Below are 20,929 nucleotides of genomic sequence, written 5' to 3' on the forward strand. Positions count from 1 at the left end.
GCTAGAGGGCGCCCTTCGTGGAGGGCAGGATGCCGGCCGCGCGCGGGTCGAACTCGGCGGCGTAGCGCAGGGCCCGGGCGAGGGCCTTGAACTGGCACTCCACGATGTGGTGGGCGTTGCGGCCGTACGGGACGTGGATGTGCAGGGCGATCTGGGCCTGCGCGACGAAGGACTCGAAGATGTGCCGGGTCATCGTCGTGTCGTACGTGCCGATCATCGGCGCCATGTTCTCGGGCTCGGTGTGCACGAGGTAGGGGCGGCCGGACAGGTCGACGGTCACCTGGGCGAGGGACTCGTCGAGCGGCACGGTGCAGTTGCCGAAGCGGTAGATGCCGACCTTGTCGCCGAGGGCCTGCTTGAAGGCGGCGCCCAGCGCGAGCGCGCTGTCCTCGATGGTGTGGTGGCTGTCGATGTGCAGGTCGCCCTCGGTCTTGACGGTGAGGTCGAAGAGGCCGTGGCGGCCGAGCTGGTCGAGCATGTGGTCGTAGAAGCCCACGCCCGTCGAGACGTCGACCTGGCCGGTGCCGTCGAGGTTTATCTCGACGACGACCGAGGTCTCCTTGGTGGTCCGTTCGACCCGTCCGATGCGGCTCATGCGTGCTGCTCCTTCTTCAGTGCGCGAACCGCTTCCAGGAACGCGTCGTTCTCCGCCGGGGTGCCCGCGGTGACCCGCAGCCATCCCGGTACGCCGTTGTCCCGGACCAGGACGCCCTGGTCGAGGATCTTCTGCCAGGCGGTGTGCGAGTCCGCGAACTTCCCGAACTGGATGAAGTTCGCGTCGGAATCGGTGACCTCGAAGCCGATGGCCCGCAGTTCGACGACCAGGCGGTCGCGCTCGGCCTTGAGCTGCTCGACGTAGCCGAGCAGGGTGTCGGTGTGTTCCAGGGCGGCCAGTGCGGTGGCCTGGGTGACGGCCGACAGGTGGTACGGCAGGCGCACCAGCTGGACGGCGTCGACGACGGCGGGGTGCGCCGCCAGGTAGCCCAGGCGCAGACCGGCCGCGCCGAAGGCCTTGGACATGGTCCGGGAGACCACCATGTTCGGGCGGCCCTCGATGAGGGGCAGCAGCGAGTCCCGGTGGCTGAACTCCACATAGGCCTCGTCGACGATGACGAGGGAGGGCTTGGCCGCCTGCGCCGCTTCGTAGAGGGCGAGGACCGTCTGGGCCTCGACCGCGGTGCCCGTGGGGTTGTTGGGCGAGGTGATGAAGACGACGTCGGGGGCGTTCTCGCTGATCGCCTGCTCGGCCGCCTCCACGTCGATCGTGAAGTCCTCGCGGCGCGGGCCGGAGATCCAGCCGGTGCCGGTGCCGCGGGAGATCAGCGCGTGCATCGAGTAGGAGGGCTCGAACCCGAGCGCGGTGCGGCCGGGCCCGCCGAAGGTCTGCAGCAGCTGCTGGATGACCTCGTTGGAGCCGTTGGCGGCCCATACGTTCTCCCGCGCCACCGGGTGCTTGCCCGTACGGGTGAGGTAGGCGGCCAGCTCGGTGCGCAGCTCGACCGCGTCCCGGTCGGGGTAGCGGTTGAGGGTGCGGGCCGCCTCGGCGACGCGCTCGGCGATGCGCCGTACGAGCTCCTCGGGCAGCTCGTACGGGTTCTCGTTGGTGTTCAGCTGGACGGGCACGTCGAGCTGGGGGGCGCCGTACGGAGACTTGCCGCGCAGTTCGTCCCGGATGGGCAGGTCGTCGATGCCGAAGCTCACTGGGTGGGCACCTTCCATCCGAAGCGCGCCTTCAGGGCGGCGCCGTGCGCGGGCAGGTCCTCGGCCTCGGCCAGCGTCACCACGTGGTGGGTGACCTCGGCGAGGGCGTCCCGCGTGTAGTCGACGATGTGGATGCCGCGCAGGAAGGACTGCACGGACAGGCCGGAGGAGTGGCAGGCGCAGCCGCCGGTGGGCAGCACGTGGTTCGAGCCGGCGCAGTAGTCGCCGAGCGAGACCGGGGCCCACGGGCCGACGAAGATCGCGCCGGCGTTGCGTACGCGGGCGGCCCAGGCGGCGGCGTCGGCGGTCTGGATCTCCAGGTGCTCGGCGCCGTACGCGTCGACGACCTTGAGGCCGTCCTCCAGGCTGTCGACCAGCACGATCGCGGACTGCCTGCCGGCGAGGGCGGGCTTGATCCGGTCCTCGACGTGCTTGGTCGCGGCGACCTGCGGAGCCAGCTCCTTCTCGACGGCGTCCGCGAGCTCCGCGGAGTCCGTGACGAGCACGGCGGCGGCCAGCGGGTCGTGCTCGGCCTGGCTGATCAGGTCGGCGGCGACGTGCACCGGGTCGGCCGTGGAGTCGGCGAGGACGGCGATCTCGGTCGGGCCGGCCTCGGTGTCGATGCCGATCTTCCCGGTGAAGTAGCGCTTGGCGGCGGCGACCCAGATGTTGCCGGGGCCGGTCACCATGTTGGAGGGAAGGCAGTCCTCGGTCCCGTACGCGAACATCGCCACGGCCTGTGCACCGCCCACCGCGTACACCTCGTCCACGCCGAGCAGCGCGCACGCGGCGAGGATCGTCGGGTGCGGCAGACCGCCGAACTCCCTCTGCGGCGGGGACGCGAGCGCGATCGACTCGACGCCCGCCTCCTGTGCCGGTACGACGTTCATGACGACGGAGGACGGGTAGACCGAGCGGCCGCCCGGGGCGTACAGCCCCACGCGCTCCACCGGAACCCACTTCTCGGTCACGGTGCCGCCGGGGACCACCTGGGTGGTGTGTTCGGTGCGGCGCTGATTGCGGTGCACGATCCGGGCGCGCCGGATCGACTCCTCCAGGGCGGCGCGGACGGCCGGGTCCAGCTGCTCCAGGGCGGCCTTGATGGCCTCCGCGGGTACCCGGACCTGCGAGAGCTCGACCCCGTCGAACTTCTGCGCGTACTCGATCAGCGCCGCCGTGCCACGATGATGGACGTCCTCGCAGATGGGCCGCACCTTCTCCAGGGCAGCTTCTACGTCGAACTCGGCACGGGGCAGCAGATCGCGCAGGGCGCCGCCCTCGGGGAGGGCGGCACCGCGCAGGTCGATACGAGAGATCACCTCACAATTCTCTCAGACCGCTTCGCGCCACCGTCCGCCCGTATCACTGGCTGATACAGGCCCCGGACGGCCCCGGATGTCACAGGCGCCCGATAGCGTTCCCCTACACGTAGATGACAGCGGAGGGGGGCCGCCGTGACCGAGGCGCGCACGGACGAGGAACCGGCGGATCTCACCGCTTCGGAACGCCGTATGTGGGACGCGTACCGCACGGGCAGCATCTGCGATCTCAGCACCCGCGCCGCCGACCGGGACGATCCGCACGCCGAGCACGTCTGGGGGCCCGAGCGCAGCGTGCGCGCCCGGGTGGTCGCCCGGCTGCTGCTGCACGGGCCGCCGCCGGTGCCGGGCCGGGTGGCCTCCCTCAAGCTGCGCGGGGTGCGGATCAGCGGGCGGCTGGAACTGTCCGGTGGGGCGGTGGCTCCGTACGTGGAGCTCCAGTCCTGCCGCTTCGACAGCGAGATCCAGCTGTCCGAGGCCCGCTTCGGCACGCTGCGCCTGATCAACTGCGCGATACCGCGGCTGGAGGCCGCCCGGCTGCACACCGAGGGCGATCTGCACCTGCCGCGCTGCCGGGTGGCGCGCGGGATCCGGCTGACGGACGCGCAGATCGGTACGGACCTGCTGGTCAGCCAGGCCGTGGTGCAGCGGGACAACAAGGGGCGGGCGATCGCCGCGGACGGGATGTCCGTCGCGCAGGACTTCCAGGGCGAGCTGCTGGAGACGTACGGGGAGGTGAGCCTGCGCGGGGCGAAGGTCGGCGTGTCGATGAACCTGCGCGGGGCCCGCCTGCGCAACCCGTACGGGCGGTACGCGCTGAACGCCCCGCAGCTGACGGTCGAGCGCACCCTGTACCTGACCTCCATCGCGCTGGACTACGCGGCGGGCGTGGGCTCCTCCACTCCCCCGTACGGGCTGGGGCCGACGCCCACGCGCGGGCAGCGGGCCCAGCGCTTCGAGTGCCGGGGCGGGCTGCGGCTGGACGACGGCCGCTTCGGGGACGCCATCGACTTCTACGGCGCCCGGTTCACGCTCACCGACGAGCAGGAGATATCCCTGCGCCGGATCCAGACTCCCGAGTTCCGTTTCGTCGGCGAGCGGCCGGAGCACGGGCGGGTGGTGGTGTCCGGCGCCAAGGTGGTCAAGCTGGTCGACACCTCCACGAGCTGGCCGGGCCCGGGCGGGGTGTCCATCGAGGGATTCGTCTACGAGAACCTCGCGCCCCGGGGTCATTTCCCGCTCTCCCGCCGCCTGGAGTGGGTGGAGGCGGCCACTCCCGAGTACTCGCCGGAGCCGTACGAGCGGCTGGCCGCCGTACTGCGGGCCAGCGGCGAGGACCAGGACGCCCGCGAGGTGCTGCTGGCCAAGCAGCGGCGGCGCCGGGCCACGCTGCCGCCGGGGCCGAAGGCGTGGGGGTACCTGCAGGACTGGACGGTGGTCTACGGCTACCGGCCGGGCCGGGCCGCGCTGTGGATGGCGGTGCTGTGGGCGGCGGGGACGCTGCTGTTCTCGCAGCTGAACCCGCCGGCGATCAAGGAGGACGAGCACCCGCAGTGGAGCGCCGCCCTGTACGCGCTGGACCTGCTGCTCCCGGTGATCGACCTCGGCCAGCAGGGCCAGTGGAAGCTGGAGGGCGGCTGGCAGTGGGGGGCGGCGGGCCTGGTCGTCATGGGCTGGATCCTGGCCACGACGGTGGCGGCGGGGGCCTCCCGGCTCCTGCGGCGGGGGTGACGGCGGCGGGGGTCGTCCGGCGGATCGCGCACGTGACGCCGTCCGCCCCTCAAACGCCGGACACCCTCGGTGGTCCGGGCGATTACCCTGTGCCTCGTGACCACCGTTCGCCTGCCCCTCTTCCCGCTGAATTCGGTGCTGTTCCCGGGACTCGTCCTCCCGCTGAACATCTTCGAGGAGCGTTATCGCGCCATGATGCGCGAGCTGCTGAAGACGGGCGAGGACGAGCCGCGCCGTTTCGCGGTCGTCGCGATCCGCGACGGCCGGGAGGTCGCGCCGACCGCGCCCGGCCTGCCGGACCAGACGTCCCTGCCCGAGCGGGGCCCGGCGGCGGGCTTCGGCCCCGACCCCATCCAGGCCTTCCACCGGGTGGGCTGCATCGCCGACGCGGCGACCGTCCGGGAGCGGGAGGACGGCAGCTTCGAGGTCCTGGCGACCGGTACGACGCGGGTCCGCCTGGTCTCGGTCGACGCCTCGGGCCCCTTCCTGACGGCGGAGCTGGAAGAGCTCCCGGAGGACGCGGGCGACGGCGCGGGCGTCCTGGCCGAGGGGGTGCTGCGGGCCTTCCGCAACTACCAGAAGCGGCTGGCCGGGGCCCGCGAGCGGTCCCTGACGGGCGCGGAGCTCCCCGACGAGCCCTCGGTGGTCTCCTACCTGGTGGCAGCGGCGGCGGTGCTGGACATCCCGGCGAAGCAGCGGCTGCTCCAGGCCCCGGACACCGCGACCCGGCTGGCGGAGGAGCTGAAGCTGCTGCGCACGGAGACGGCGGTGATCCGTCACCTCCCGTCCCTGCCGGCGGTGGACCTGACCCGTGCCCCGACGAGCCCGAACTGAGCGCACACCGATGGCGAAGAAGTCCAAGCAGGCGGCAGGCACCCCGGCGATCGTCGCCCTGACGGCGGCGGGCGTGCCGTTCACCACGCACGCGTACGGGCACGACCCGGCCCATCCCTCGTACGGGGAGGAGGCGGCGCAGGCGCTCGGCGTCTCGCCCGCCCAGGTCTTCAAGACCCTGGTCGCGGACGTGGACGGCGTCCTGACGGTGGCGGTGGTCCCGGTCTCGGGGTCGCTGGACCTCAAGGCCCTGGCGACGGCGGTCGGCGGCAAGCGTGCGGCGATGGCCGACCCGACCCTGGCGGAGCGCACCACGGGCTACGTCCTCGGCGGCATCTCCCCGCTGGGGCAGCGCAAGCGGCTGCGTACGGTGATCGACGCCTCGGCCTCGGCGCACCCCACGATCTGCTGCTCGGCGGGCCGCCGCGGCCTGGAGATCGAACTCTCCCCGTCGGACCTGACCACCCTCACCGACGCAACCCTGGCCCCGATCGCCCGTCAGCATTAGCCCCGCCCGGGGGCACCTCCCAGCGGTAGCTGGGGGAGTTTGAGGCGCGGGTCCGGGCAGCGCCCGGCGGGGTCCGGGGCGGAGCCCCGGGAAACCGAGAAAGGGCGGGGTGGGGACCAGCTCCGCGCAGCGGCGGTCCCGCAGCACCCGGCACGGTCAGGCGCGGGGGGTCTCCGGAGCCGACGGGGCGGCATCGGCGGGCGGCGTCGTCGACGCCGGCGCCTGGTAGTACCCCGACCAGCCGAACACCGGCACGGGATCCGGATCCCGCGGCGTCCACAACGCGGTCAGCCCCAGATGCAGCAGCACGGCGGTCATCGGCCAGGCCAGCAGCGCCCCGTGCGCGAGCAGCTCCAGCGGCGCGTCGAACGGAACCCCCTTGCCCGCCTGCTTCGCGGCCGCGAGCAGGTCCGACGACGGCCCCAGCCACAGCCCGAACCGCCACCCCACCAGCGCTCCGAAGGCGGATCCGACCGCCAGCCCGATCACCAGCGGCACACCGCCGGCCCGGCGCCACAGGAAGGTGCCGACGGCGCTGAGCACGCCCAGCCCCAGCGACAGCAGGAAGAAGGTGCCGTCGGAGGCGATCCGGGCCTCGCTCTCAGGGGTGCGCAGGAACACGGCCTCCCCGTTGGAGACGTACTGCACCCGCGGGGCCAGCCACATCCACAGCAGGCCGAGGAGCAGTCCGGCCGCCCCGAGGAGCAGGGCGACGACGGCCCCGTCCCGGACGTCCTCCGGGGTGATCGCCCCGGCGGCGGCTCCCGGCTTCTCGGGCGGGAGCGACGGCGGGTCGAGGGGGGACGGCGGGGTCTCGGCTTCGGTCACCCCCACATCGTGCCAGGTGTGCCCGGCAGCGGCGTCGGCGGACCGTGTCAGCGGACGGCGGCCCGGCGGTAGGCCCAGGTCGCGACGGTGAGCGAGAGGACCCCGACGGCCCCGCACACGCCCAGATCGAAGGCGACGGCGGCCCAGTCCGGTTCCGGGGCGAAGGTACGGGCGAACGCCTCGACTCCGTACGTGGACGGCAGCAGGTCCCGGGCCCACACGATCACGTCCGGCATCCGCTCCGGCGGCAGCACCCCGAGGAGCAGCGCCGCCGACATGCCGAGCTGCCCCGCGAGGGTGGCGAGCTCCTGGCGCGGTGCCAGCAGTCCCAGCGCCGCGCCGAGCCCGGCCAGCGCGGCCCCGGCCAGCGGTACCACCGCGGCCAGGATCCACAGCCCGCTCATCGGCAGCCCGAACAGCAGGCATCCGAAGACGGCGGTGACCAGGGTCCCCGGCAGCGTGAAGGAGGCGTACGCGGCGGCCGCGCCCAGGACCACCGACGCGGGCGGCACGGGCAGGGTGGCGTAGTGGTCGAGCCCGCCGCCGGCCCGCAGCTGCCCGAAGTACTGGGCGAGCAGGTTCAGGGCGACGAAGGCGACGACGAGCACCGAGGAGCCGGCGACGACGGCGCGGGCCTCCGAGCCCCCGTCGACCACGCCCCGCATGAGGATCATGATCCCGACGGACTGGAAGGTGGCGACGAACAGCAGCGGGATCCGGGCCACCCGGGCCCGGGACAGCTGGGCCCGGTAAACGGCGGCCAGGGAGGGGAAGAAGCGTGCGCCGGGCGCCAGCGGCGCGGGCTGCGGTGCCGGTGCACGGCCGTCGGCGGCGGCCGGCGCGGCGCCCGCAGCGGGTGAGGGCACGGCATCGGGCGCGAGCACGGCCCGGACGGCCCCCGTTGAACGGTCGCTCACGACTTCACCAGCCCTTTCGTCTTGCCGCCGAGGGCCAGGTACACGTCTTCCAGGCTGGGGGTGGCCAGGGTGAAGTCGTCGAGCGCGGCGAAGGCCGGGCCCCCGGTGACGGAGGCCACCGCCGCCCTCGCCTCGTCCGGCGCCAGCCGGAGCACCCAGCGGCGCCCGGACTCGACGGCCCGGTCGCGCAGCCGGGCGACTTCCGGGACCTCCAGCGGGGCACCCTCGCGCCACACCAGTTCCAGCCGGACCTCGCCCGAGACGGTGGCCTTCAGTCCGGCCGGGGTGTCGCAGGCGATGACCTTGCCCTGGTCGATGACGGCGACCCGGTCGAGGACGGTCTCGGCCTCGATGACGTTGTGGGTGACGAGCAGGACCGTCGCGCCGTGCTGCGCGCGCCGCCGGTCGACGGCGGACCACACGGCCCGCCGGGCGACCGGGTCCATGCCGGTGGTGGGTTCGTCGAGGACCAGGACGGGCCGCTCCCCCACCAGTGCGGTGGCGAAGCAGGCGAGGCGGCGCTGGCCGCCGGAAAGTTTCTTCAGGGGCCGTCCGGCGATCGGGGTCAGCCCGAGCTCCTCCAGTACGGCGTCGCGCGCGGCCCGGGCGGAGCGGACGCCCTGCCCGCGCAGCCGCCCGGTGGTCTCGGCGGCCAGCGCCACCGTGAGCTCGTCCAGGGCGGTGGACTCCTGCCCCAGGTAGGCGAGCAGCCGGGAGGCCCGCTCGGGGTGGCCGACGAGGTCGTGGCCGAGCAGGGTCACCGAGCCGGAGTCCGGCCGCATGAGGCCGGTGAGCTGGCGGACCAGCGTGGACTTGCCGGCGCCGTTGGGGCCGAGCAGGCCGAAGATCTCGCCGCGCCGGACGTCCAGGCAGATCCCGTCGTTGGCGCGGGTCTCGGGCAGGGCGGGGGCCCCGCGTCGGCCGCGTACCGCGGGATAGGTCTTGACCAGGTCACGCACCGCGCAGATGACGTCCGGCGCCGCTCCCGCGGCCGCTGCCGTGCCTTCTCGCGCCTGTGCTGTGCCCGTACTCACGAGGGAGCAGCCTACGGGGTTCCCGGCCCTACTCGGCCGTCGGGGTCAGCGGGGCCGCGAGGTCGGCGGGTGCGGTTCCGGGCGCGGAGGCCGGTACGGCGGCCACGTGTTCGGCGGCGGCGCGGACGTCGATCTCCCGCCAGAACCCGGCGCGGATGGCGTACCGGTCGTGCTCGTCGATCTGGTCGTCCTTGTGCGCGAGGAGCCCGAACCGGGCCGCGTAGCGCAGCAGTTCGCCGTCGATCCGGTGCGGGATCCGCGGGTACATCGTGGCCAGCTTCTGCAGGTGGACGGTCTCCGGGAGCCGTTCCATCCAGCGCCGGGCGAACACCTGTCCCACCTCGAACGGGTCCCCGCCGACGGTGGTGATGTCCTCCTCGCGGTCGGCCCAGCGCTGTTCGGCGCTGGTGAGCTGGGCGAGGGTGGGCAGCGAGGCGGTCTCGGCGGGCTCGCCCAGCGGTCCGGCCCGGTCGATCCAGCCCTTGTCGGAGGACCAGCGCAGGGCGCTGGCGGGGGCGTGGGCGCCGCTCGGCCCGGTCTGCGGGTGGCTCTGCTGGCCGGTGGCGCGCAGGGCTCCGGCGAGGTCCTTGGGCGTGGGTACGGGCTTGCCCCCGGGGGTGGTGGGCGCCGGTACGGGGACCCCGTCGCGGTCCTCCTGCCCGGTGGCGGTGGCGCCGTTGCGGGCCGCCTCGGCGAGCGCGGCCTCGGGCAGGGGGGCCGAGAGGATGGCGGCGATGTCGGGGCGCGGCGCGGGCGGCGGGGAGCACAGTCCGGTGAGGTCCTTGGCGCGGACGGCCCGGGTGATCCAGGCCCGGTCCAGGACGCGGCGTTCGTCGGCCTCGGCGACGAGGTCCTCGGACTGGTTGTAGTCCCCGTCGGCGGCCTGGACGGCCCACAGGTGGACGGCGACCCCGTGTTCCTTGGCGGACATCAGGCCGGGCAGCAGGTCGCCGTCGCCGGTGACCAGGACCACGTCGGAGCAGGCCCGGTTGCGGGCGAGCTCGGTGAGCTCGGCGTGCATGGCGGCGTCGACGCCCTTCTGCGCCCAGCGGCCGTCGCTGCGGGTCAGGGCGCCGAGCCGGACGGTGACGCGGGGCATGACGCGCAGCCGCCGGTGTTCGGGCTGGGGCACCCGGTCGGGCGCTCCGTCGAACCAGTAGATGCGCAGCAGGGGCTGCTCGGTGTCGGCCTCGGCCCGCTCGCGCAGGCCCTGGATGAGGGCGGCATGGTCGATCGTGATCCGGGAGCGGGAGGGCTCCCCGGCGAGAAGGCTGGCGGCGGCACCCAGCAGGTAGCCGGCGTCCACCAGGACGACGCAGCGGTCCACGCGTTCCACCCTCTTCCCTGGGGGTCCTCTGTGCTTTGCGGCGGTTCCCCGAGTCTGCCCGACCCCAAGGGTGTTGAAGGCCGGAACTCGATCATCGGCGTGGCGGATCTCACGGTCGACGGGGCGGAAGGCCTCGACTACGCGCAGTAATGATCCAAAATGCGCCGTTTCTGCCGTTGTGTGAGTGTGAAGGCGGTCCTGGCCCCTAGACCCTCACGGAGGCTCCACCATGGCCAAGAACAAGAACCAGAAGCAGCCCGCCAAGCAGCAGCCCCGGTCGGCGCAGGATCCGACCAAGGGCACGTCGGAGACCGAGTCGATGCCCTCCTCCTCGGCGCCGAGCCCGATGGACATGGCGCACAAGCGCAAGGAGAAGAAGTTCGGCCACAACTGACGGCCGTACTCGCACGCGGAAGGGCCCGCCCGGTTCACCGGGCGGGCCCTTCCGCGCGTACCGCCGGGGGCGCTATCCGGCCAGGCAGGACGGTCCGAGCAGCACCTTGAGGTCGCCGAAGAGCGCCGGGTCGGGCTGGACGCGGTGCTTGTCGAGGCGGAGCACGGTGGTGGTCCGCGGCCCCTGCAGCTTGATCCGCACCTCGGTGTTGCCCTTGTGGTGGCGCAGGATCTCGCCCAGACGGGTCACCATCGGCGGCGTGACCTTGACGGTGGGGATGGTGAGGACCACCGGGGCGTTCGTGCCGGCCGAGGAGAGGTCGGGGACCATCATCTCCATGGCGACCAGGCGGGGGACGTCCTCGCGCTTGTCGAGGCGGCCCTTGACGAAGACGACGGTGTCCTCGACCAGCTGGGTGGAGACGAGCTGGTAGGTCGCCGGGAAGAACATGCATTCGATGGAGCCGGCCAGGTCCTCGACGGTGGCGATGGCCCAGGCGTTGCCCTGCTTGGTCATCTTGCGCTGGAGGCCCGAGATGATGCCGCCGATGGTGACGACGGCGCCGTCGGAGTGCTCGCCGCCGGTCAGCTGGGAGATACCGGCGTCCGTCTTGTCGGAGAGCACGTGCTCCAGGCCGAAGAGCGGGTGGTCGGAGACGTAGAGGCCGAGCATCTCGCGCTCCTGGGCGAGCAGGTAGGACTTCTCCCACTCGACGTCGGAGAACTCCACGTCGAGGCCGAAGCCGGGCTCGTCGCTCGCGTTCTCGTCACCCATCCCGCCGAACAGGTCGAACTGTCCCTCGGCCTCCTTGCGCTTGACCGCGACCACGTTGTCGATCATCGACTCGTGGTGCGCGACCAGGCCCTTGCGGGTGTGGCCCATCTCATCGTAGGCGCCGGCCTTGATCAGCGACTCGACGGTGCGCTTGTTGCAGACGACGGCCTCGACCTTGTCCAGGAAGTCGGGGAAGGAGGAGAACTTCCCCTTGGCCTTCCTCGTCCTGATGATCGACTCGACGACGTTGGTGCCGACGTTGCGCACCGCGGTGAGGCCGAAGAGGATCACGTCGTCGCCCTGGGCCGCGAAGTTCGGCTCGGACTCGTTCACGTTCGGCGGCAGGACCTTGATGCCCATCCGGCGGCACTCGTTCAGGTAGATCGCGGACTTGTCCTTGTCGTCCTTGACCGAGGTGAGCAGGCCGGCCATGTACTCGGCCGGGAAGTTCGCCTTCAGGTAGGCGGTCCAGTAGGAGACCAGGCCGTACGCGGCCGAGTGGGCCTTGTTGAAGGCGTAGCCGGCGAAGGGGACCAGGACGTCCCACAGGGCCTTGATCGCCTGGTCGCTGAAGCCCTTGCCCCTGGCGCCCTCCTCGAAGATGACGAAGTTCTTCGCCAGCTCCTCGGGCTTCTTCTTGCCCATCACACGGCGCAGGATGTCGGCCTCGCCGAGCGAGTACCCGGCGATGATCTGGGCGGCCTTCTGGACCTGCTCCTGGTAGACGATCAGGCCGTAGGTGACCGCGAGCACCTCTTCGAGCGGCCCCTCCAGCTCCGGGTGGATCGGGGTGATCTCCTGCTGCTTGTTCTTGCGCAGGGCGTAGTTCGTGTGCGAGTTCATGCCCATCGGGCCCGGCCGGTACAGGGCCGAGACGGCGGAGATGTCCTCGAAGTTGTCGGGCTTCATCAGGCGCAGCAGCGAGCGCATGGGCCCGCCGTCGAACTGGAAGACGCCGAGGGTGTCACCGCGGCCGAGCAGTTCGAAGGTCTTGGGGTCGTCGAGCGGGAGGCTCAGGAGATCGATGTCGATCCCCTTGTTGGCCTTCACCATCTTGACGGCGTCGTCCATGATCGTGAGGTTGCGCAGGCCGAGGAAGTCCATCTTCAGCAGGCCGAGCGACTCGCAGCTCGGGTAGTCCCACTGGGTGATGGTGACGCCGTCGGTGTGCCGTACCCAGACGGGTACGTGGTCGGTGATGGTCTCGCTGGACATGATCACGCCGGCGGCGTGCACGCCCATCTGGCGGACCAGGCCCTCCACACCGCGGGCGGTGTCGATGACCTTCTTGACGTCCGGCTCGTTCTCGTACATCCCGCGGATCTCGCCGGCCTCGCCGTAGCGGGGGTGCTGCGGGTCGAGGATGCCGGAGAGCGGGATGCCCTTGCCGAGGACGTCGGCGGGCATGGCCTTGGTGAGCCGGTCGCCCATGGCGTACGGGTAGCCCAGGACGCGCGCCGAGTCCTTGATCGCGTTCTTGGCCTTGATGGTGCCGTAGGTGCCGATCATGGCGACCTTGTCGGCGCCGTACTTGTCGGTCACGTACCGGATCACCTCCACGCGCCGGCGCTCGTCGAAGTCGATGTCGACGTCGGGCATGGAGACGCGCTCGGGATTCAGGAAGCGCTCGAAGATCAGGCCGTGCGTGAGCGGGTCGAGGTCGGTGATGCCCATGGCGTACGCGACGATCGAACCGGCTGCGGAGCCACGGCCCGGGCCCACCGCGATGCCCTGGTTCTTGGCCCACATGATGAAGTCGGCGACCACGAGGAAGTAGCCGGGGAAGCCCATCGAGATGATCGTGTCCATCTCGTACTCGGCCTGCTGCATCCGGTCCTCCGGAATGCCTCCGGGGTAGCGGCGGTGCATGCCGCGCATGGTCTCCTCGCGGAACCAGCTGACCTCGGTGTGGCCGTCCGGGATGTCGAACTTCGGCATCAGGTTCCGGAACTTGAACATGCCCTCGGTGTCGACCTGGTCGGCGACCAGCCGGGTGTTGGCGCAGCCCTCCTGCCAGGCGTCCGAGGAGTCGATCGCGTACATCTCGTCGGTCGACTTCAGGTAGTAGCCGGTGCCGTCGAAGCGGAAGCGGTCCGGGTCCGAGAGGTTCTTGCCGGTCTGGATGCAGAGCAGGGCGTCGTGGGCGACGGACTCGCTCGCGTACGTGTAGTGGGAGTCGTTCGTCACCAGCGGCGGGATGCCGAGCTTCTTGCCGATCTCCAGCAGCCCGTCGCGGACCCGGCGCTCGATCTCGATGCCGTGGTCCATCAGCTCCAGGAAGTAGCGCCCCTCGCCGAAGATGTCCTTGTAGTCGGAGGCGGCCTGCACGGCCTCGTCGAACTGGCCGAGCCGCAGCCTGGTCTGTACCTCGCCGGACGGGCAGCCGGTGGAGGCGATCAGGCCCTCGGACCACTTGGAGATGGTCTCCTTGTCCATCCGCGGCCACTTCGTGAGCCAGCCCTCGGCGTACGCGTCGGAGGACAGCCGGAAGATGTTGTGCAGACCGGTGGCGTTCGACGCCCAGATCGTCTTGTGGGTGTAACCACCGGAACCGGAGACGTCGTCGCGCTTCTGGTGCGGCTGGCCCCACTGGATGCGCCGCTTGTTGCGCCGGGACTCGGGGGCGACGTACGCCTCGATGCCGATGATCGGCGTGATGCCGGCCTTCTGCGCCGTGTGGAAGAAGTCGTACGCCCCGTGCAGATTGCCGTGGTCGGACATGGCGATGTGCGTCATGCCCATCTCGTTGCACGCGTTGAACATGTCCTTCAGCCGCGCGGCACCGTCCAGCAGCGAGTACTGGGTGTGGACGTGCAGGTGCGTGAACGGCGGCTTTGTCACGGCGCGGGTCCTCCGGGGGCGGGGGGTGAGGGGGCAGCTTCGAATCCTACGTCGGCCGGGTGACAGATCACGGGCACTGACCGGTACGGTCGGGCGTTGCAGAACCAGGAGGGCCGATCCGGCGTCCAGTCGGTCGGAACCTGAAACAGCCCGTGCACCAGGAGGAACCCGCCATGGCGGTCCCCGAGACGACCGACGAGCAGCGCGCCGAGCAGATCCTCGACGTTTTCGACACCGCGTTCGGTGAGCTGCTCGCCGCCGACCCCGCTGCCTTCCAGGTCAAATTCCGCAAGATGGCGGCTTCGGCCTTCGCCTTCTACCGGGGTACCGCCTGCCTCTTCTACTCCGACCTGGAGCGGGACCGGCACGGCGGCCCTTACCTGGACGAGCGGACGGGCCGGGTGTGGATCCACGGAGACCTGCACGCCGAGAACTTCGGCACGTACATGGACTCCAACGGCCGGCTGATCTTCAACGTCAACGACTTCGACGAGGCCTACGTCGGCCCCTTCACCTGGGACCTGAAGCGGTTCGCCGCCTCCGTCGCCCTGATCGGCTACACCAAGGCGCTCAGCGACGACCAGATAAGCGAGCTGGTGCGGATCTACGCGGGCGCCTACCGGGAGCGGATCCACCGGCTCGCGGCCGGCGCCAAAAACGAGGAGGTGCCCTCCTTCACCCTGGACACCGCCGAGGGCCCGCTGCTGGACGCGCTGCGCTCGGCCCGCTCCCGGACCCGTTTCTCCCTCCTGGACTCCATGACGGAGATACGGGACTACGAGCGCCGCTTCACCTCCGGCGGGGGCTCCATCGAGCTGGACGCCGCCACCCGCTACAAGGTGCTGGCCGCCTTCGACGGGTACCTGGAGACCCTCCCCGACGAGTCCCTCGTGCGGCCGGACTCCTACCGGGTCAAGGACGTGGTGGGGCGCCGCGGCGTCGGGATCGGCTCGGCGGGCCTGCCCTCCTACAACATCCTGCTGGAGGGGCACAGCGACGCCCTGGAGAACGACGTCGTGATCTACCTCAAGCAGGCACAGACCCCGGCGGCCTCCCGGCACATCACGGACCGGGCGGTGCGCGAGTACTTCCGGCACGAGGGGCACCGCACGGTCATCTCCCAGCGCGCCCTGCAGGCGCACGCCGACCCGTGGCTGGGGTGGACGGAGCTGGACGGGGCCGGGCAGCTCGTCGCGGAGGTCTCCCCGTACGCGGTGGACCTGGACTGGTCGGACCTGGACGACCCGGAGGAGATCGCGGCCGTCGTCGCCGATCTCGGCCGGGCGACCGCGACCATGCACGCGTCGGCCGACGAGGCCGAGAGCGGGCAGTCCCTGGTGCCCTTCTCCACCGAGCGGGCCATCGACGCGGCGATCGCGGCCGACGAGGAGGGCTTCGCGGAGCTGCTCGTGGACTTCGCCCACGCGTACGGGGCCCGGGCGCGCGCCGACCACCAGATCTTCGTGGACCTCTTCCGTAACGGGCGTCTCACTCCCTGAACGCCTGTTCCACAGGAACGCATGGCACACTCGCGAGGATGGACATTTCCGGGACGGGACTCAGGGGGCTGCGGGCCGCGCTGTTCAGCGCGCTCGTCGTACTGCTCTCCTCGGGCTCGCACGTCCTGATGTCCCAGGTCCCGCTGCCGCCCACGCTGGTGGCCGGGGCCTTCGCGGGTGTGTTCGCGATCGCCTACGCGCTCGCGGGCCGCGAACGGGGCTTCGGCCCCATCGCCGGGCTGCTCGTACCGCTGGAGCTGGCCGCCGACACCGTCTTCACCACCGGCCAGCACCTCTGCTACGGCCCGGCCGGCGGACCCGTCGCGGGCCCGCTGCGCGCCATGGGCCTGGACGCCCTGTGCGGCGGCACGCCGGTGGGCGGGCCGCTGACCGAGGTGACCGGCCCGGCCGACGCGGCCGCGCTGCTGTCCTCGCCGGGGCCGTACACGCCCTGGCTGCTGCTCGGCGCCCATGTCTCGGTCGGACTGCTGGCCGCCGCCTGGCTGCGCCACGGCGAGCGGGCACTGGGCCGGCTGCTGCGGGCGGTGGCCGCCTTCGCGTTCCGGCCGCTGCTGCTGGCGGCGGCTTCGGTCGCGGTGACCCGCCGGCCGGCGCGGGCGCTGCTGCGGTCGCTCCGCTCGGCCGCCGGGGCCCGTACCCGCTTCCCGGCACACTCCGTGGGACGGCGGGGACCCCCCGTGCTCGGCGCGCTCGCCCGCGCCTGACGCACGTACGGCAGTCCCTTCCACACGTCACACCCCACGGAGATCACGATGAGTTCACGCAACAGCCACGCGAACAAGGCAGCGGCCCGCGAGCGTCTGCGCGCCGAGCGCGAGGCCCAGGCCAAGAAGGACAAGGTGCGCCGCCAGGTGATCGTGGCGGGCGGGGTCCTGGTCGCGCTCGGCTTGATCGGCGCCATCGGCTACGGGGTCATGCAGGCCAACCAGCCCGGCCACTGGGAGAAGGCCGCCAAGGCCGAGCTGGTCAAGCCGAAGAACACCGAGGGCGAGGACGGCACCACGGTCGTCATCGGCAAGGCCGACGCCAAGAAGACCCTGGAGCTGTACGAGGACTCGCGCTGCCCGGCCTGCGCCTCCTTCGAGCAGGCGGCCGGCGAGCAGGTCAAGAAGGACGTGGACGCGGGCAAGTACAAGCTCCAGTACATCGGCGCTACCTTCATCGACAACGCCGTCAAGGGCGAGGGCTCGAAGAACGCGCTGAGCGCCCTGGGCGCGGCGCTCAACGTCAGCCCGCAGGCCTTCCTCGACTACAAGGGCGCGCTCTACTCCAAGGACCTGCACCCCGAGGAGACCGACGACAGCTTCGCCAAGGACGACTACCTGCTGAAGGTCGCGGACACGGTCCCGGCGCTCAAGGGCAACGCCGAGTTCAAGAAGGCCGTCGAGGACGGTACGTACGACCGGTGGGCGCTGGAGATGTCGAAGGCCTTCGACAAGTCCGGGGTGAAGGGCACGCCGACGCTGAAGATGGACGGCAAGAAGATCGAGACGCCGCAGACGGCGGAGCTGTTCACGGCGGCGATCGACAAGGCACTGCAGGGCTGATCCCGGGGCATTCCGGATATCACCGTCCGGACGGTCCGCTTCGAAGGGCGGGCGAACTCCCAGAGTTCGTCCGCCCTTTGCATTCCCGCACCTGGTCCAGCTGGTGTACCCGTCGGTAATATCATCGCCCGTGACCAGTCATCTCACCCCCTCCCAGTCCGCGGCAACTCCCCGCCGCCGCACGGTCGTTCTGGCCGCTGCAGCCACGGCCGCGCTGGCCCCCCTCACCTCGTTGGGCGCCTCGGCCGCCCACGCGGCGGGCATCGCGCCCGCCTTCCTCCACGGCGTCGCCTCGGGCGACCCGCTGCCCGACGGGGTCCTGCTGTGGACCCGCGTCACCCCGGCCCCCGAGGCCGTACCCGGCTCGGGGCTCGGCCCGGCCACCCAGGTGGGCTGGGAAGTGGCGGCCGACAAGGGCTTCTCCCGGATCGTCGGCTCCGGCACCGTCACGGCGAGCGCCGCCACCGACCACACGGTCAAGGTGGACGTGCGCGGGCTCCAGCCGCAGACGCCGTACTGGTACCGCTTCACGGTCGGCGCCACCGTCTCCCCCGTCGGGCGCACCCTGACCACCCCGGCCCACGAGGCGACGACCGAGGGGGTCCGCTTCGGCGTGGTCTCCTGCGCCAACTGGGAGTCCGGCTACTTCTCCGCCTACCGCCACCTGGCGGCCCGCACGGATCTGCACGCGATCCTGCACCTGGGCGACTACATCTACGAGTACCAGTCCGGGGGCTACCCGGAGGCGAAGTACGTCGTACGCCCGCACGAGCCGAAGCACGAGATCGTCTCGCTCGCCGACTACCGCACCCGCCACGGCAAGTACAAGACGGACGCCGACCTGCAGGCCCTGCACCACGCGCACCCGGTCATCGCCATATGGGACGACCACGAGCTCGCCAACGACAGCTGGGCCGGCGGCGCCGAGAACCACACGCCGGGCGCCGAGGGTGAGTGGGCGGCCCGCGCGGCCGCCGCCAAGCAGGCGTACTTCGAGTGGATGCCCGTACGCGCCTCCGTCGCGGGCACCGTCTACCGCCGGCTGCGCTTCGGCACCCTCGCCGACCTGCACCTGCTGGACCTGCGCTCCTTCCGCTCGCAGCAGACCAAGGTCGGCAGCGGCTCGGTGGACGACCCGGAGCGCACCATCACCGGGCGCGCCCAGCTGGACTGGCTCAAGTCGGGCCTCGCGGGCTCGGAGGCGACCTGGAAGCTGGTGGGCACCTCGGTGATGATCTCGCCGGTGGCCTTCGCCTCGCTGCCCGCGCACCTGCTGAAGCCGCTGGCCAAGCTGCTCGGCCTGCCCGAGGGCGGCCTCGCGATCAACGTGGACCAGTGGGACGGCTACACGGACGACCGCAAGGAGCTGCTGGGCCATCTGAAGGACCGGGGTGTCAAGAACACCGTGTTCCTGACCGGCGACATCCACATGGCCTGGGCGAACGAGGTCCCGATGAACATGGCCACGTACCCGGGCTCGGGCACGGCGGCGACCGAGTTCGTGGTCACCTCGGTAACCTCCGACAACCTCGACGACATGCTGCACGTCCTGCCGGACACCCTCTCGCTGGTCGCCGAGTCGGCCATCAAGGCCGCCAACTGGCACGTGAAGTGGCTCGACATGGACGCGCACGGCTACGGCGTGCTGGACGTGACGGCGGAGCGCTCGCAGATGGACTACTACGTGGTGTCCGACAAGCGGCAGCCGGGTGCCACATCCGCGTGGAGCCGGTCATACCGGACGCTGAACGGGACCCAGAAAGTGGAGCGGGTGCATCAGCCCGTTCGCTGATCGACCGTCAAATCTCCCGTCACATGGGGCGTCTGGTACATACCAGGCGCCCCTTGTGCGTCAGAAGCAACAAATCTTTTACGTAAGCCACTTGACCTGAATATGTCATGCACACATAAGCTTCGCGCCAGCTGAAGAAGATCCTTCAGGCCGCCATCCCCCACAACCCCCCACGCGAGGAGCACACGTGCGTGCAGTTGCCCGCATATCCCCCCTTCTCCGCCGTCGCCTGATGGGCACGGCGGTTCTGGCCGGAACCCTGGCCTTCACGCCGCTCGCGGCCCCCACCACGCTTGCGGCCTCCAAGTCCCCCGCCGAGGTCTGCGCCGACCAGCCCGCCGCCTCCGGCGCTGCGAACGCCCGCGTCGCCCGCGCCCACGACGAGCACGCGGACGAGCCCAACGCGATCAGCGACGCGCAGGCGAAGGCCATGGACGCCGACCTCAAGTCGAAGCTGGACAAGGCCCTCAAGAACCAGCCGCAGCGCAGCCTGGCGGCCGCCGAGGCCGTCGTGAACATCCCCGTGTACTTCCACGTCGTGCACTCCGGCACCACCGGAAAGCTGACGGCCACGGACGTCGGCAAGCAGCTCGCGGTCCTCAACGCGGCCTACGGCGGCCAGGGCACCGGCAACGTCAACACGAACTTCCAGTTCACCCTGGCGGCCACCGACTACACGGACAACGCCACCTGGTACAACCTGGCTTCCGGCTCCCAGGCCGAGAAGGACATGAAGAACACCCTGCGCAAGGGCGGCCCGGGCGCGCTCAACTTCTACACCGCCAAGCTCTCCGGCGGCCTGCTCGGCTGGGCGACCTTCCCGACGTCCTACGCCTCCAGCCCCAAGATGGACGGCGTGGTCGTGCTCGACAGCTCGCTGCCGGGCGGCTCCTCGGCCAACTACAACGAGGGTGACACCGCCACCCACGAGGTCGGCCACTGGCTGGGGCTCTACCACACCTTCCAGGGCGGCTGTAACGGCAACGGCGACTACGTCTCCGACACCCCGGCCGAGAAGAGCGCCGCGTACGAGTGCCCGACCGGGCGCGACAGCTGCGCGAGCAAGCCGGGCGTGGACCCGATCCGCAACTTCATGGACTACACGTACGACTCCTGCATGTACCAGTTCACCGCCGGCCAGGTCGCTCGCATGTCGAGCAGCTGGACCGCGTACCGCGCGGGCTGACCTCCCCGCGACAAGGGCCCGGTCCGGCATCCGCCGGGCCGGGCCCCTCCGCTTTCGCGCCTACAGGCTGTCGAGGAAGCCGAGGGCGACCTTCCAGAGCTGCTCGGCGGCCTCGGCGTCGTAGTCGTCCAGCTCCGGGTCGGTGAACAGGTGCCCGGCACCCGGGTAGCTGTGGACCTCCACGTCGGCCCCCGCGCGCTGCATCCGCAGGTACCAGGCCGTCAGCCAGTCGTGCGGCTCGAAGGGATCCGGGTCCGCGATGTGCAGTTGCACGGGCAGCTCGTCCACCGAGGCGCCGTCCTCCAGGTCCGCCGTCCCGTGCAGGAGCAGCAGCCCGCGCGCCTTCTCGTCGGCCATCGCCAGGTGCTGGGCGACCGAACCGCCGAAGGAGAAGCCCGCGTAGACCAGCCCCTGGTCCGAGAAGGGGGCGGAGGCCAGCACCGCGCGCTTCAGCAGTTCGTCACGGCCGATCTCGTCCCGGTGGGCCATGCCCTCCTCGACGGTCCCGAAGGTGCGTCCCCCGAAGAGATCCGGCACCTGGACCTGGTGCCCGGCCGCGCGCAGCCGGTCGGCCGCCGCGTGCACCGCGGGCCGCAGCCCGTACGTCGAATGGAAAAGCATGATGTTCATGCCTCCATCGTGCCAGCCGCCGTGGAGGAGAAGCCCGCGGACCGCT

At 71.3% G+C, this 20,929-nt stretch carries 18 protein-coding genes; 9 read left to right on the top strand and 9 right to left on the bottom strand.

Features of this window, described 5'->3' with window-relative positions:
• Position 1: 1 nt before the first annotated feature.
• From hisB to hisD, 3 genes are read right to left on the bottom strand one after another with little or no spacing between them, the layout of a single operon-like run.
• On the bottom strand, positions 2 to 595 hold the full coding sequence (hisB, locus tag ACFY04_RS01135; RefSeq protein WP_030009963.1) for an imidazoleglycerol-phosphate dehydratase HisB: 594 nt from the start codon (positions 593 to 595) through the stop codon (positions 2 to 4).
• Complete coding sequence (locus tag ACFY04_RS01140) at positions 592 to 1,701, bottom strand: histidinol-phosphate transaminase (RefSeq protein WP_389113628.1); 1,110 nt, start codon at positions 1,699 to 1,701, stop codon at positions 592 to 594. The genes hisB and ACFY04_RS01140 overlap by 4 nt, the downstream gene beginning before the upstream one ends.
• Entirely contained in the window at positions 1,698 to 3,020 is a 1,323-nt protein-coding gene (gene hisD, locus ACFY04_RS01145; RefSeq protein WP_389113629.1) for a histidinol dehydrogenase, read from the bottom strand. The genes ACFY04_RS01140 and hisD overlap by 4 nt, the downstream gene beginning before the upstream one ends.
• A 135-nt stretch (positions 3,021 to 3,155) precedes the next feature.
• Between hisD and ACFY04_RS01150 the strand changes: the two genes are divergently transcribed.
• The 3 genes from ACFY04_RS01150 to ybaK all read left to right on the top strand — a co-directional run bounded on the left by ACFY04_RS01150 (position 3,156) and on the right by ybaK (position 6,093).
• Positions 3,156 to 4,751, top strand: coding sequence for an oxidoreductase (locus ACFY04_RS01150; RefSeq protein ID WP_389113630.1), 1,596 nt, complete (start codon positions 3,156 to 3,158; stop codon positions 4,749 to 4,751).
• Between the two features lie 96 nt (positions 4,752 to 4,847).
• Positions 4,848 to 5,585: an LON peptidase substrate-binding domain-containing protein gene (locus tag ACFY04_RS01155; RefSeq protein ID WP_030009959.1), complete on the top strand. Its 738-nt coding sequence runs from the start codon at positions 4,848 to 4,850 to the stop codon at positions 5,583 to 5,585.
• 10 nt (positions 5,586 to 5,595) lie between these two features.
• Positions 5,596 to 6,093, top strand: coding sequence for a Cys-tRNA(Pro) deacylase (ybaK, locus tag ACFY04_RS01160; protein ID WP_389113631.1), 498 nt, complete (start codon positions 5,596 to 5,598; stop codon positions 6,091 to 6,093).
• Positions 6,094 to 6,249: 156 nt separating this feature from the next.
• Here the strand turns inward: ybaK and ACFY04_RS01165 are convergent, their stop codons facing one another.
• From ACFY04_RS01165 to ACFY04_RS01180, 4 genes are read right to left on the bottom strand one after another with little or no spacing between them, the layout of a single operon-like run.
• Positions 6,250 to 6,921, bottom strand: a complete 672-nt coding sequence (locus ACFY04_RS01165; RefSeq protein WP_389113632.1) for a hypothetical protein — start codon at positions 6,919 to 6,921, stop codon at positions 6,250 to 6,252.
• 47 nt (positions 6,922 to 6,968) lie between these two features.
• Positions 6,969 to 7,838 carry an ABC transporter permease gene (locus tag ACFY04_RS01170; protein WP_389113633.1) on the bottom strand — a complete coding sequence of 290 codons (870 nt, stop codon included), beginning with the start codon at positions 7,836 to 7,838 and terminating at the stop codon, positions 6,969 to 6,971.
• Positions 7,835 to 8,872, bottom strand: coding sequence for an ABC transporter ATP-binding protein (locus ACFY04_RS01175; protein ID WP_389113634.1), 1,038 nt, complete (start codon positions 8,870 to 8,872; stop codon positions 7,835 to 7,837). Before ACFY04_RS01175 ends, ACFY04_RS01170 begins: the two co-directional genes overlap by 4 nt.
• A gap of 28 nt (positions 8,873 to 8,900) precedes the next feature.
• The gene (locus ACFY04_RS01180; protein WP_389113635.1) at positions 8,901 to 10,208 is read right to left on the bottom strand and encodes an NYN domain-containing protein; all 1,308 of its coding nucleotides are present in this window, start codon (positions 10,206 to 10,208) and stop codon (positions 8,901 to 8,903) included.
• 220 nt (positions 10,209 to 10,428) lie between these two features.
• On the opposite strand from ACFY04_RS01180, the gene ACFY04_RS01185 reads away from it, so the two are divergent.
• Positions 10,429 to 10,593, top strand: a complete 165-nt coding sequence (locus tag ACFY04_RS01185) for a hypothetical protein (RefSeq protein ID WP_389113636.1) — start codon at positions 10,429 to 10,431, stop codon at positions 10,591 to 10,593.
• Positions 10,594 to 10,665: 72 nt separating this feature from the next.
• Here ACFY04_RS01185 and dnaE read toward each other — a convergent pair whose 3' ends face one another.
• Positions 10,666 to 14,208, bottom strand: coding sequence for a DNA polymerase III subunit alpha (gene dnaE / locus ACFY04_RS01190; RefSeq protein ID WP_389113637.1), 3,543 nt, complete (start codon positions 14,206 to 14,208; stop codon positions 10,666 to 10,668).
• 173 nt (positions 14,209 to 14,381) lie between these two features.
• Between dnaE and ACFY04_RS01195 the strand changes: the two genes are divergently transcribed.
• The 5 genes from ACFY04_RS01195 (at position 14,382) to ACFY04_RS01215 (ending at position 20,253) form a co-directional block, all read left to right on the top strand.
• A complete protein-coding gene (locus tag ACFY04_RS01195) occupies positions 14,382 to 15,707 on the top strand; it encodes a DUF2252 domain-containing protein (protein ID WP_314248816.1) in 1,326 nt (441 codons plus the stop codon).
• A gap of 38 nt (positions 15,708 to 15,745) precedes the next feature.
• On the top strand, positions 15,746 to 16,432 hold the full coding sequence (locus ACFY04_RS01200) for a hypothetical protein (RefSeq protein WP_389113638.1): 687 nt from the start codon (positions 15,746 to 15,748) through the stop codon (positions 16,430 to 16,432).
• A 48-nt stretch (positions 16,433 to 16,480) separates the two neighbouring features.
• A complete protein-coding gene (locus ACFY04_RS01205) occupies positions 16,481 to 17,275 on the top strand; it encodes a thioredoxin domain-containing protein (RefSeq protein ID WP_389113639.1) in 795 nt (264 codons plus the stop codon).
• 130 nt (positions 17,276 to 17,405) lie between these two features.
• Positions 17,406 to 19,067 carry an alkaline phosphatase D family protein gene (locus ACFY04_RS01210; protein ID WP_389113640.1) on the top strand — a complete coding sequence of 554 codons (1,662 nt, stop codon included), beginning with the start codon at positions 17,406 to 17,408 and terminating at the stop codon, positions 19,065 to 19,067.
• 232 nt (positions 19,068 to 19,299) lie between these two features.
• Complete coding sequence (locus tag ACFY04_RS01215) at positions 19,300 to 20,253, top strand: zinc metalloprotease (protein ID WP_389113641.1); 954 nt, start codon at positions 19,300 to 19,302, stop codon at positions 20,251 to 20,253.
• A 60-nt stretch (positions 20,254 to 20,313) separates the two neighbouring features.
• Here ACFY04_RS01215 and ACFY04_RS01220 read toward each other — a convergent pair whose 3' ends face one another.
• Positions 20,314 to 20,883 carry a dienelactone hydrolase family protein gene (locus tag ACFY04_RS01220; protein WP_389113642.1) on the bottom strand — a complete coding sequence of 190 codons (570 nt, stop codon included), beginning with the start codon at positions 20,881 to 20,883 and terminating at the stop codon, positions 20,314 to 20,316.
• Positions 20,884 to 20,929 lie beyond the last annotated feature (46 nt).

Origin of the sequence: Streptomyces sp. NPDC001549, from assembly GCF_042894025.1 — a bacterium.
Lineage (GTDB): Bacteria > Actinomycetota > Actinomycetes > Streptomycetales > Streptomycetaceae > Streptomyces > Streptomyces kutzneri.

Coding starts and splice junctions, on each gene's coding strand:
- ACFY04_RS01215 (WP_389113641.1), top strand. CDS start 19,300: ATGGGCACGGCGGTTCTGGCCGGAACCCTGGCCTTCACGCCGCTCGCG.
- hisB (WP_030009963.1), bottom strand. CDS start 595: ATGAGCCGCATCGGACGGGTCGAACGGACCACCAAGGAGACCTCGGTC.
- ACFY04_RS01185 (WP_389113636.1), top strand. CDS start 10,429: ATGGCCAAGAACAAGAACCAGAAGCAGCCCGCCAAGCAGCAGCCCCGG.
- ACFY04_RS01200 (WP_389113638.1), top strand. CDS start 15,746: ATGGACATTTCCGGGACGGGACTCAGGGGGCTGCGGGCCGCGCTGTTC.
- ACFY04_RS01195 (WP_314248816.1), top strand. CDS start 14,382: ATGGCGGTCCCCGAGACGACCGACGAGCAGCGCGCCGAGCAGATCCTC.
- ACFY04_RS01220 (WP_389113642.1), bottom strand. CDS start 20,883: ATGAACATCATGCTTTTCCATTCGACGTACGGGCTGCGGCCCGCGGTG.
- ACFY04_RS01205 (WP_389113639.1), top strand. CDS start 16,481: ATGAGTTCACGCAACAGCCACGCGAACAAGGCAGCGGCCCGCGAGCGT.
- ybaK (WP_389113631.1), top strand. CDS start 5,596: ATGGCGAAGAAGTCCAAGCAGGCGGCAGGCACCCCGGCGATCGTCGCC.